This is a genomic window from Pseudomonas sp. I8001 (assembly GCF_013385345.1).
Lineage (GTDB): Bacteria > Pseudomonadota > Gammaproteobacteria > Pseudomonadales > Pseudomonadaceae > Aquipseudomonas.
Genome location: NZ_JACAQC010000007.1, coordinates 77259 through 88678, shown reverse-complemented (window position 1 = coordinate 88678; position 11420 = coordinate 77259). Strand labels below are relative to the sequence as shown.

9 protein-coding genes are annotated in these 11420 nt (G+C 61.3%); all 9 read left to right on the top strand.

All coding sequences use genetic code 11. The features are described 5' to 3' along the window. Window positions 1–35: 35 nt before the first annotated feature. The 9 genes from bioF (at window position 36) to HX839_RS04870 (ending at window position 11221) form a co-directional block, all read left to right on the top strand. Window positions 36–1214 (top strand): 8-amino-7-oxononanoate synthase, encoded by a 1179-nt coding sequence (bioF, locus tag HX839_RS04910; protein ID WP_087694742.1) that lies wholly within the window; start codon window positions 36–38, stop codon window positions 1212–1214. Further along, complete coding sequence (locus HX839_RS04905) at window positions 1207–1938, top strand: alpha/beta fold hydrolase (protein WP_177066808.1); 732 nt, start codon at window positions 1207–1209, stop codon at window positions 1936–1938. Before bioF ends, HX839_RS04905 begins: the two co-directional genes overlap by 8 nt. Then, the gene (gene bioC, locus HX839_RS04900) at window positions 1931–2740 is read left to right on the top strand and encodes a malonyl-ACP O-methyltransferase BioC (RefSeq protein ID WP_177066807.1); all 810 of its coding nucleotides are present in this window, start codon (window positions 1931–1933) and stop codon (window positions 2738–2740) included. Before HX839_RS04905 ends, bioC begins: the two co-directional genes overlap by 8 nt. Further along, window positions 2737–3417, top strand: a complete 681-nt coding sequence (gene bioD, locus HX839_RS04895) for a dethiobiotin synthase (protein ID WP_008434374.1) — start codon at window positions 2737–2739, stop codon at window positions 3415–3417. The genes bioC and bioD overlap by 4 nt, the downstream gene beginning before the upstream one ends. A gap of 107 nt (window positions 3418–3524) precedes the next feature. Next, entirely contained in the window at window positions 3525–3806 is a 282-nt protein-coding gene (locus HX839_RS04890; protein WP_003211062.1) for a hypothetical protein, read from the top strand. 339 nt (window positions 3807–4145) lie between these two features. Continuing rightward, complete coding sequence (locus HX839_RS04885) at window positions 4146–5951, top strand: phenylacyl-CoA dehydrogenase (RefSeq protein WP_087694738.1); 1806 nt, start codon at window positions 4146–4148, stop codon at window positions 5949–5951. Between the two features lie 204 nt (window positions 5952–6155). Then, on the top strand, window positions 6156–7445 hold the full coding sequence (locus HX839_RS04880; RefSeq protein WP_023659318.1) for a diguanylate cyclase: 1290 nt from the start codon (window positions 6156–6158) through the stop codon (window positions 7443–7445). A gap of 90 nt (window positions 7446–7535) precedes the next feature. After that, a complete protein-coding gene (locus tag HX839_RS04875; RefSeq protein WP_177008814.1) occupies window positions 7536–9320 on the top strand; it encodes an acyl-CoA dehydrogenase C-terminal domain-containing protein in 1785 nt (594 codons plus the stop codon). 122 nt (window positions 9321–9442) lie between these two features. Next, window positions 9443–11221, top strand: coding sequence for an acyl-CoA dehydrogenase C-terminal domain-containing protein (locus HX839_RS04870; protein ID WP_177066806.1), 1779 nt, complete (start codon window positions 9443–9445; stop codon window positions 11219–11221). Window positions 11222–11420 lie beyond the last annotated feature (199 nt).

Here is an 11420-nt window from a genome sequence, read left to right as displayed (position 1 = left end):
TTTTGACTGCGTTCAACCTGATCTACCGAGGTCTCATGTCTTTCGATCTCGCCGCGCGTCTTGCGGCTCGTCGTGCCGAACACCTGTATCGCCAACGTCCACTGCTGCAGAGCCCGCAAGGCCCTGACGTGGTGGTCGACGGCCAGCCGTTGCTGGCGTTCTGCAACAACGATTACCTGGGCCTGGCCAATCACCCGCAAGTGATTGAAGCCTGGCGCGCGGGCGCGGCTCGCTGGGGCGTGGGTGGCGGCGCTTCGCATCTGGTGATCGGCCACAGCACGCCGCACCATGAACTGGAAGAGGCCCTGGCCGACCTCACCGGTCGCCCGCGGGCGCTGCTGTTCACCACCGGTTACATGGCCAACCTTGGCGCCGTCACCGCGCTGGTGGGGCAGGGCGATACGGTGCTGGAAGACCGCCTTAACCACGCCTCGTTGCTGGATGCCGGTTTGCTCTCGGGTGCGCGCTTCAATCGCTACTTGCACAACGATGCTGAAAGCCTGGCCAAGCGCCTGGAGAAAGCCACCGGCAATACGCTGGTGGTGACCGACGGCGTGTTCAGCATGGACGGCGACCTGGCGGATCTGCCCTCACTGGCCCGTGAAACCCGGGCCAAGGGCGCATGGTTGATGGTGGATGACGCCCATGGCTTCGGGCCTTTGGGCGCCAACGGTGGCGGGATCGTCGAGCATTTTGGCTTGAGCCAGGAAGATGTGCCGGTGCTGGTCGGCACGCTCGGCAAGGCCTTCGGTACCGCTGGCGCCTTTGTGGCGGGCAGCGAAGAGCTGATCGAAAGCCTGATCCAGTTCGCCCGCCCGTATATCTACACCACCAGCCAACCGCCGGCATTGGCCTGCGCCACGCTGAAAAGCCTGGAATTGCTGCGCACCGAGCATTGGCGCCGTGAGCATCTCAATGGGCTGATCCGCCAGTTCCGCCAGGGCGCCGAGCAGATTGGCCTGGAACTGATGGACAGTTTCACGCCGATCCAGCCGATCATGATTGGCGACAGTGCCCGCGCCGTGCGTTTGTCGCAGATGCTGCGCGAGCGCGGGCTGATGGTCACCGCGATTCGGCCACCGACCGTGCCTGCCGGTAGCGCTCGCCTGCGGGTGACCCTGACGGCGGCCCACAGCAACGCCCAGGTGCAGCTATTGTTAAGCGCATTGGAAGAGTGTTTCCGCTTGTTAGGCCAGGAGCCCGACCATGCGTGATCGACTGATATTGCTGCCTGGCTGGGGCCTCGGCGTTTCGCCGCTGGAACCGCTGGCGGCGGCGTTGCAGGGGCTGGATGAACACTTGCAGGTGCAGATCGAACCGTTGCCGGACGTGGAGTCGGACGACCTTCAAGAGTGGCTCGATGAGCTGGATTCGACCTTGCCCCAAGACGTCTGGCTGGGTGGTTGGTCCCTCGGCGGCATGCTTGCTGCCGAGTTGGCCGCCCGGCGCGGTGATCATTGTTGCGGTTTGCTCACCTTTGCCAGCAACGCAAGCTTCGTGGCCTGGTCCCGCTGGGACCATGGCATGCACGAAGAGGATTTTATTGCGTTTCTTGACGGTTGCCGCCTTGATCCGGTTGCGACGTTAAAACGCTTCAGTCTGCTTTGCGCCCGGGGTTCCAGCGATCCCCGATCACTTGCTCGGCTATTGCTGGCGGGTGCCCCTAAAACCTCCGCGCAGACCTTGCTCAGTGGTCTGGAGCTGTTGGGCCGATTGGACACCCGTCAGGCGTTGGTCGACTTTCAAGGGCCGCAGTTGCATCTGTTTGCCGGGCTGGACGGGCTGGTTCCGGCTGAAGTGGCCAGTGAGTTGTTCGCCTTGTTGCCTGACGTTGAAATCGGCCTGATTGAACAGGCCGGTCACGCTTTTCTACTGGAGGACCCCCACGGTGTGGCGGGGGCCATCCAGGCTTTTTTGCATGAGTGCGGTGATGACTGATTTGTCCCATGTGCTGCCCGGCGGCTTGCCAGACAAGCGCCAGGTAGCGGCCTCCTTTTCCCGCGCAGCCGCCAGTTACGACAGCGTTGCCGAGTTGCAGCGTGCGGTGGGCAGCGAGCTGCTGCGGCGTTTGCCCGAAGGTCTTTCTCCACAACGCTGGCTGGACCTGGGCAGTGGCACCGGCTATTTCAGTCGTGTGCTGGGCCAGTCATTTGCGGGTAGCCAGGGTTTCGCCCTGGATATCGCCGAGGGCATGCTCAAGCACGCCCGGCCGCTGGGCGGTGCACAACATTTCATCGCTGGCGATGCCGAGCGCTTGCCGTTGCAGGACGCCAGTTGCGGGCTGATCTACTCCAGTTTGGCGGTGCAGTGGTGCTCGGATTTTGCCGCAGTGCTCAGCGAAGCGCGGCGGGTATTGCAGCCCGGTGGCGTGCTGGCATTTGCCAGCCTCTGCGTGGGTACGCTGGATGAGTTGCGCGAAAGCTGGCGCGCAGCGGATGGCATGGTTCATGTGAACCGCTTCCGGCCGTTCAGTGCTTATGAGCAACTGTGCGCAGCCAGTGGTTTGCGGGTGCGCATTCTGGAGCAGTGTCCCCACGTGTTGCATTACCCCGACGTGCGCAGCCTGACCCACGAACTGAAAGCGTTGGGTGCGCACAATCTGAACCCGGGGCGCCCAGGAGGGTTGACGGGCCGGGCGCGGATTGTTGCACTGGTGCAAGCCTACGAGCAGTTCCGCCAGGCCCAGGGCCTGCCGGCAACTTATCAAGTGGTGTACGCCGTCCTGGAGAAACCTCTATGAATGCCGCTTACTTCATCACGGGGACCGACACCGACGTCGGCAAGACCACCGTCGCTGCCGGTCTACTGCATGCCGCGCGGCAAGCCGGCAAAAGTACGGCGGCGGGCAAGCCGGTAGCCTCTGGGTGCCAGCTGACGCCCAAGGGCCTGCGCAATTCGGACGCCCTGGCGTTGCTGGCCGAGTGTTCGTTGCCGTTGAGTTATGCCGAGGTCAACCCGGTGGCCTTCGAGCCGGCCATCGCGCCGCATCTGGCGGCCCGTGAAGCCGGCGTGGCGCTGACGGTGCAGTCGTTGTTGAAGCCCATGCAGCACGTTCTCGCCAAACAGGCGGACTTCACCTTGATCGAAGGTGCGGGCGGCTGGCGTGTGCCATTGGCGGACCAGGACAATTTGTCGGACCTGGCCCAGGCGCTGAAGCTGCCGGTGATCCTGGTGGTGGGTGTGCGGCTGGGGTGTATCAGTCACGCGTTGTTGACCGCAGAAGCCATCGCCCGGGACGGGTTGCCGCTGGCGGGCTGGGTGGCCAATATCATCGACCCCAAGACCTCTCGTCTGGAAGAAAACCTCGCGACCCTGGCTGAACGACTCCCCGCGCCATGCCTGGGAAGGGTGCCCAAGCTCAAGCATCCCAGCGCCGAAGCGGTCGCCGCGTACTTGCAACTGGACCTGCTTGACTAGTTTTGCCTATCGCGAAGGCATTATGCCATTAGTGTTTTTGACGGGCGTTTTGCCGGTAGGTCTGCTTCAATAACAGTTCACGATTCTCTTATAGGCAGGTTCACGCCATGGAAATCTCTGGTAGCAGTGCGTTTTACTCGGGACTGAGCGCGATTCAGACCGGGCAGAACCGTGTCGACCAGGCCGCCGGCAAGATTGCCAGCGCCGCCACTTCCCAGCCTTCGGACGCGCAAAGTGATCGTTTGCGTTCGGTAGACGCCAATCAGGCGAGCAACTCGGCGAGCAACATGGTCGAGATGGCCCAAGGCAAGTTCCAGGTTGAACTGGGCGCCAAAGTCGCCAAGGCTTCCGACGAAATGCTCGGCACCTTGATCGATACTTACGCATAACCCCCCCCTCTTATCGTGCGAGCTGGCATCTCTGTGGGAGCTGGCTTGCCTGCGATAGCGTCACCTCGATCCTCCTGATACACCGCGGCGCCCGCATCGCAGGCAAGCCAGCTCCCACACTGATCTTCACCGCTCAATAATCTTTTTCCCCCTGAATCGTCATGCGGCATTTCGCTGCAGGCCTTGCCGTGCCTGACGTTGACCTGCGTCATGACAAACGGCGTTTGCGCGACGCTTGACAAGGATTGGTCGTAAACGTATGTTTCAAACAACTGTTTGACCGCCACAACACATCCATGCGGTTGTTCATCCCAGATACATCAGCAGAGGTTTATCGCTATGCCTGACTACAAGGCCCCCTTGCGTGATATTCGCTTCGTTCGTGACGAACTGCTTGGCTATGAAGCGCACTATCAGAGCCTGCCGGCTTGCCAGGACGCTACCCCGGACATGGTTGACGCCATTCTCGAAGAAGGCGCCAAGTTCTGTGAGCAGGTACTGGCACCGCTGAACCGCGTGGGTGATATCGAAGGTTGCACCTGGAGCGAGTCAGGCGTTAAGACCCCTACCGGTTTCAAAGAAGCCTACAAACAGTTCGTTGAAGGCGGCTGGCCAAGCCTGGCCCACGACGTGGCGCACGGTGGCCAGGGCCTGCCGGAATCCCTGGGCCTGGCGGTCAGCGAAATGGTCGGCGAGGCCAACTGGTCGTGGGGCATGTACCCGGGCCTGTCCCATGGCGCGATGAACACCATTTCCGAGCACGGCACCCCCGAGCAGCAAGAGGCTTACCTGACCAAACTGGTGTCGGGCGAGTGGACCGGCACCATGTGCCTGACCGAACCGCACTGCGGCACCGACCTGGGCATGCTGCGCACCAAGGCCGAGCCTCAGGCTGATGGTTCCTACAAGGTTTCCGGTACCAAGATCTTCATCTCGGCCGGCGAACACGACATGGCCGACAACATCGTCCACATCGTGCTGGCTCGCCTGCCGGACGCACCGGCTGGCACCAAGGGCATTTCGCTGTTCATCGTTCCCAAGTTCGTACCAAACGCCGACGGTTCGATTGGCGAACGCAACGCGGTGTCCTGTGGTTCCCTGGAACACAAGATGGGTATCCACGGCAACGCCACCTGCGTGATGAACTTCGACGCGGCCACCGGTTTCCTGATCGGCCCGGCGAACAAAGGCCTGAACTGCATGTTCACCTTTATGAACACCGCTCGCCTGGGCACCGCGCTGCAAGGCCTGTCCCACGCTGAAATCGGCTTCCAGGGCGGCCTGAAATACGCTCGTGACCGCCTGCAAATGCGCTCCCTGACTGGCCCGAAAGCGCCGGACAAGGCCGCTGACCCGATCATCGTGCACCCTGACGTGCGCCGCATGCTGCTGACCATGAAAGCCTTCGCCGAAGGCAACCGCGCGATGGTGTACTTCACCGCCAAGCAGGTTGACGTGGTCAAGTACGGCACTGACGACGAAGCCAAGAAACAGGCTGACGCACTGCTGGCGTTCATGACCCCGATTGCCAAGGCGTTCATGACCGAAGTCGGTTTTGAAGCCGCCAACCACGGCGTGCAAATCTACGGCGGCCACGGCTTCATCGCCGAGTGGGGCATGGAGCAGAACGTTCGCGACAGCCGCATTTCGATGCTGTACGAAGGCACCACCGGCATCCAGGCCCTCGACCTGCTGGGCCGTAAAGTGCTGATGACCCAAGGCGAAGCGCTGAAGGGCTTCACCAAGATCGTCCACAAGTTCTGCCAGGCCAACGAAGGCAACGAAGCGGTACAAGAATTCGTTGCACCGCTGGCGGCACTGAACAAAGAGTGGGGCGAGTTGACCATGAAGGTCGGCATGGCAGCCATGAAGGACCGTGAAGAAGTCGGCGCCGCTTCGGTGGATTACCTGATGTACTCCGGCTACGCCTGCCTGGCCTACTTCTGGGCCGACATGGCCCGCCTGGCCGCCGAGAAACTGGCTGCCGGCACCAGCGAAGAAGGCTTCTACACCGCCAAGCTGCAGACTGCGCGCTTCTACTTCCAGCGCATCCTGCCGCGTACCCGCACCCACGTTGCAACCATGCTGTCGGGCGCCAACAACCTGATGGACATGAAAGAAGAGAACTTCGACCTGGGCTACTAAGCCTCGGCCAGTTCGCTTCAAAAGCCGCCGCTCCTTCGGGAGCGGCGGTTTTTTTTGCGCGATAAAAAACCACAGTACCGCACTCAGGGATTGCTCCGAGCGGCCGTTACAGTGATGGCAATGTGATACGCATCACATTGAATGTGCTTAACTGTGATCAGTGAAGGCAATGTGCCATCTTTTTTGTGGGTCGGAGCTTTACCCTTGTCGCGCGCGTCTGCTGTACGTTTCAGTCATTTTTTACCTTCACTGCTTTTACTGCTGGCGGGGCTCTCGGCTGCGTATGTGAAGGATCTCAATGTGTTCTTCACTTCACTGTTCAATGTGCTGCCGACCCTCGTGCTGCTGCTGGGCGGTTCGTACTGCGCGGTCTACCGGCGCCAACGAGAGCTGTTCCTGATGATCACGGTGTACGTGGTCTATTTCCTGCTGGATACCCAGACCGATTACTACCGCGATAACGGTCGCGTGCGGGACGACGCGGCCGTGGTCTTCCATCTGTGTTGCCTGTTGTTACCGTTGCTGTTCGGCATCTACGCGGTCTGGCAAGAAAAAACCCACCTGTTTCGCGACTTCGTCGCACGCTGCGCGGTGCTGTTTGCGGTAGGCAGCGTGGCGCTTGCCCTTGAACAAAGTTTTCCCCATGCCTTGTTGAGCTGGTTGGCTGAAATTCGCTGGCCCGCCTTGCATGGACGCTGGATGAGCCTGATCCAGCTGTCCTATCCGATGTTCCTGATTGGTTTTGTGACCCTGGCCGCGCAGTACTGGTATCAACCAAGACCGCTGCACGCCGCGCAGCTGGTAGGGTTGCTGGGCTTGTTCTGGATGTTGCCGCAGACGTTCATCCTGCCGTTCACCCTGAACATCATGTGCAGCCAGGTGATGCTGATGATTGCTGCCGGGGTGGCCCACGAGGCTTATCAAATGGCCTTCCGTGACGAGCTGACCGGGTTGCCGGGCCGCCGCGCGCTCAATGAGCGCATGCAACGCCTGGGGCGCAATTATGTGCTGGCCATGGGCGACGTCGATCACTTCAAGCGTTTCAACGATACCCATGGCCACGACGTGGGCGACCAGGTACTGCGCCTGGTGGCCAGCAAGTTGTCCAAGGTCAACGGCGGCGGCCGGGCCTACCGCTATGGCGGTGAGGAATTTGCCGTGGTATTCGCCGGCAAGACCCTGGATGAATGCCTGCCGCACCTGGAAGAGATCCGCGAAATCATCGCCAACTACGACATCAAGCTGCGTAACCCGGACCGTCCCCACGACGACCAGCAGGGGCGCCAGCGTCGTGTGGGCAATGGCGCTTCCAGCGTGTCGGTGACCGTCAGCATCGGTGTGGCCGAACGCCAGGCCGAGCAGCGCAGCCCTGAAGAAGTGCTCAAATCCGCCGACCAGGCGCTGTACAACGCCAAGGGCGCGGGGCGTAACTGCGTGGTCGCTGCGGGGCAGACCCGCCGCGGCGCGGTCCGCATGGACAGCGCTGCCGGTTGAGTGATGGTGGTGTATTCAGCGGCCCTACAGTGATTGTCCGGTGGGCCGTGGGGCAGTAGGTTGAAGGCATCTGCTGCCGGAGACATTGCCATGCCTGACTATAAAGCTCCCCTGCGCGACATGCGCTTTCTGATCGATCACGTCTTTGACTTCCACGGCCACTACGCCGCGCTGGGTGCAAGCGATGCCAGCCCGGACATGGTCGGCGCGATCCTCGAGGAAGGTGCGAAGTTCTGCGAAAACGTCCTGGCGCCGTTGAACCGCTCCGGCGATGAAGAAGGCTGCCATTTCGACAACGGTGTGGTGACCACGCCCAAGGGCTTCAAGGAAGCCTTCGCGCAGTACGTGGAAGGCGGCTGGCACGGTTTGGCGGCTGACCCGGCCTACGGCGGGCAGGGCTTGCCAATGTCCCTGGGCCTGGTGCTCGCGGAGATGATCTCCTCCAGCAATACGTCCTGGGGCATGTACCCTGGCCTGACCCACGGTGCGATGTCGGCGATCCGTGCCCACGGCACTGAAGAGCAGAAAAACACCTACCTGAGCAAACTCACCGCGGGCCAGTGGACCGGCACCATGTGCCTGACTGAAGCCCATTGCGGCACCGACCTTGGCCTGATCAAGACCCGCGCCGTACCGCAGGCCGACGGCAGTTATGCAGTCACCGGCAGCAAGATTTTCATCTCGGCCGGCGAGCATGACATGAGTGACAACATCATCCACCTGGTGCTGGCCAAGCTGCCGGATGCGCCGGCCGGCACCAAGGGAATCTCGCTGTTTATCGTGCCCAAGTTCCATGCCGACTCGGGCGAGCGCAACACGATGAGTTGCGGCTCCATCGAGCACAAGATGGGCATCAAGGCGTCGGCCACCTGTGTGCTGAACTTCGATGGCGCCCGGGGTTTCCTGATCGGTGAGGCGAACAAGGGCCTCAACTGCATGTTCACCATGATGAACCATGCGCGCCTGGGCACCGGCATGCAGGGCCTTTGCCTGGGGGAAGCGAGCTTCCAGGGTGCGATCAAGTACGCCAACGACCGCTTGCAGATGCGCTCGCTGACCGGCGCCAAGGCACCCGAAAAAGCCGCTGATCCGATCATCGTCCACCCGGATGTGCGGCGCATGTTGCTGACCATGAAAGCCTTCAATGAAGGCAACCGCGCATTGACCTACTTCTCGGCACAGTTGCTCGATACCGCACACCTGAGTGGCGACGAGGGGCAACGCCAGGAAGCCGAAGACCTGTTGGCCTTCCTTACGCCGATCTGCAAGGCGTTCATGACCGAAACCGGGCTGGAGGTGACCAACCACGGCATGCAGGTGTTCGGTGGCCATGGCTTCATTCGTGAATGGGGCATGGAGCAACTGGTTCGCGATTGCCGGATTGCGCCGATCTATGAAGGGACCAACGGCATCCAGGCCCTGGATTTGCTCGGGCGCAAGGTACTCGGCAGCCAGGGCAAGCTGCTGCGCGGCTTTACCAAAATCGTCCACAAGTTTTGCGCGGCCAACGCCGAACATCCGCAACTCAAGGCCCATGTGGCTCAGCTCAACCAGTTGAATCAGCAGTGGGGTGAGCTGACGGTCAAGGTAGGCATGGCAGCCATGAAAAACCCGGATGAAGTCGGCGCTGCAGCCCTGGATTACCTGATGTACAGCGGCTACATCATCCTTGCCTACTTGTGGCTGCGCATGGCGCTGGTGGCACAGGAGCAGTTGGACAGCGGTAGCGGTGATGCCGATTACGCCCAAGGCAAGCTGGCGACCTGCGAGTTCTACTTCAAGCGCCTGCTACCGCGCACGGCCGCGCACCGGGCGGCGGTGGAGGCGGGCAGTGAGTGCCTGATGAGTCTGCCGGCGGAGCTGTTTGCGCTTTAGTGACCGTAAAATACTTGTTGGTCACAAGCAGACCCTATGTGTCACAAAAGTTGTTCGGTTACACTCGGGGTCTGTAAAACCGACCCCACCCGAATAACGTTAAAGTTCTCACGAGGTTTGCCATGGCTGACTACAAAGCGCCGCTGCGCGATATGCGCTTCGTCCTCAACGAAGTTTTCGAGGTCGCCAAACTCTGGGCCCAACTGCCCGCGCTGGCGGAAACCGTCGACGCCGAGACCGTTGAGGCAATCCTCGAAGAAGCCGGCAAAGTCACCTCCAGGACCGTCGCCCCGCTCAGCCGCGGCGGCGACGAAGAAGGCTGCCGCTGGGAGAATGGCGCGGTCTTCACCCCGGCTGGCTTCAAGGACGCCTACAAAACCTACGCTGAAGGCGGTTGGGTAGGTGTTGGCGGCGACCCGGCGTACGGCGGCATGGGCATGCCCAAGGCAGTGTCGGCCCAGGTAGAAGAGATGATCAACTCCTCGGGCCTGGCCTTCGGCCTGTACCCGATGCTGACCTCCGGCGCCTGCGTGTCGATCAACACCCACGCCAGTGAAGAGCTCAAGGCCACTTACCTGCCGAATATGTACTCCGGCGTGTGGGCCGGTTCCATGTGCCTGACCGAACCTCATGCCGGCACTGACCTGGGGATAATTCGGACCAAGGCCGAGCCTCAGGCAGACGGTTCCTACAAGGTCAGCGGCACCAAGATCTTCATCACCGGTGGCGAGCACGACCTCACCGAGAACATCATCCACCTGGTGCTGGCCAAGCTGCCGGACGCACCGGCGGGTCCCAAGGGTATTTCGCTGTTCCTGGTACCCAAGTTCATGGTCAATGCCGACGGCAGCCTGGGGGCGCGTAATCCGGTGACCTGCGGCTCCATTGAACACAAGATGGGCATCCAGGCGTCTGCGACCTGCGTGATGAACTTCGACGAAGCCGTGGGCTACCTGGTGGGCGAGCCGAACCGTGGCCTGGCCGCGATGTTCACCATGATGAACTACGAGCGCCTGGGTGTGGGCATCCAGGGCCTGGCCTCCGGTGAGCGCTCTTATCAGAACGCTATCGAATATGCGCGCGACCGCCTGCAAAGCCGTTCGCCAACCGGTCCGAAAGCCAAGGACAAAGTCGCTGACCCAATCATCGTCCACCCGGACGTGCGGCGCATGCTGCTGACCATGAAAGCCTCGAATGAAGGTGGCCGTGCGTTCTCCACCTATGTGGCGATGCAGCTCGACACCGCCAAGTTCAGCGAAGACGCCACCGCCCGCAAACGCGCGGACGATCTGGTTGCTCTGCTGACCCCGGTTGCCAAGGCGTTCCTGACCGACCTGGGCCTGGAAACCACCGTGCACGGCCAGCAGATTTTCGGCGGCCACGGCTACATTCGCGAATGGGGCCAGGAGCAACTGGTGCGTGATGTGCGCATCACCCAGATCTACGAAGGCACCAACGGCATTCAGGCCCTGGACCTGGTGGGGCGCAAGATCGTCGGCAGCGGTGGGGCGTTCTACAAGCTGTTCGCTGATGAGATCCGCCATTTCACCGCCACTGCCGGCGCCGAACTGGCCGAATTCACCAAACCGCTGAACGCGGCCGTGGATGACCTGGACGAACTGACCGCCTGGCTGCTGGACCGCGCCAAATCCAACCCGAATGAAATCGGCGCGGCATCCGTGGAATACCTGCACGCGTTCGGCTACATGGCTTATGCCTACATGTGGGCCCTGATGGCCAAGGCGGCTCTGGGTAAAGAGGCTCAGGAAGACTTCTACGCGAGCAAGCTGGGCACCGCGCGTTTCTACTTTGCGCGCTTGCTGCCGCGGATCGCGTCCCTCAGCGCCTCGGTAAAAGCCGGTAGCGAATCGCTGTTCTTGCTGGATGAAGCACTGTTCTAAGGACTTGGAGGGCGTGTAAGCATTCTCTTACATGACGTGCTGCTATTCGTCCTCTATCGCCAAATTGGATCCACGGATAATCTACTTCACATGGACGTCGCGCAGGAAGCGCAAAGCAACAACACGGACACGTAGGATTCTGCCAGGAAGGCGGAGTGAAATGGATGTCAGGGAAACAGTCTGCAAAGCCCCGCTTCGG

Excerpts from the sequence above, each read along its gene's own strand:
- HX839_RS04875 (WP_177008814.1), top strand. The coding sequence starts at position 7,536 with ATGCCTGACTATAAAGCTCCCCTGCGCGACATGCGCTTTCTGATCGAT.
- bioC (WP_177066807.1), top strand. The coding sequence starts at position 1,931 with ATGACTGATTTGTCCCATGTGCTGCCCGGCGGCTTGCCAGACAAGCGC.
- HX839_RS04905 (WP_177066808.1), top strand. The coding sequence starts at position 1,207 with ATGCGTGATCGACTGATATTGCTGCCTGGCTGGGGCCTCGGCGTTTCG.
- bioF (WP_087694742.1), top strand. The coding sequence starts at position 36 with ATGTCTTTCGATCTCGCCGCGCGTCTTGCGGCTCGTCGTGCCGAACAC.
- HX839_RS04870 (WP_177066806.1), top strand. The coding sequence starts at position 9,443 with ATGGCTGACTACAAAGCGCCGCTGCGCGATATGCGCTTCGTCCTCAAC.
- HX839_RS04890 (WP_003211062.1), top strand. The coding sequence starts at position 3,525 with ATGGAAATCTCTGGTAGCAGTGCGTTTTACTCGGGACTGAGCGCGATT.
- HX839_RS04885 (WP_087694738.1), top strand. The coding sequence starts at position 4,146 with ATGCCTGACTACAAGGCCCCCTTGCGTGATATTCGCTTCGTTCGTGAC.
- bioD (WP_008434374.1), top strand. The coding sequence starts at position 2,737 with ATGAATGCCGCTTACTTCATCACGGGGACCGACACCGACGTCGGCAAG.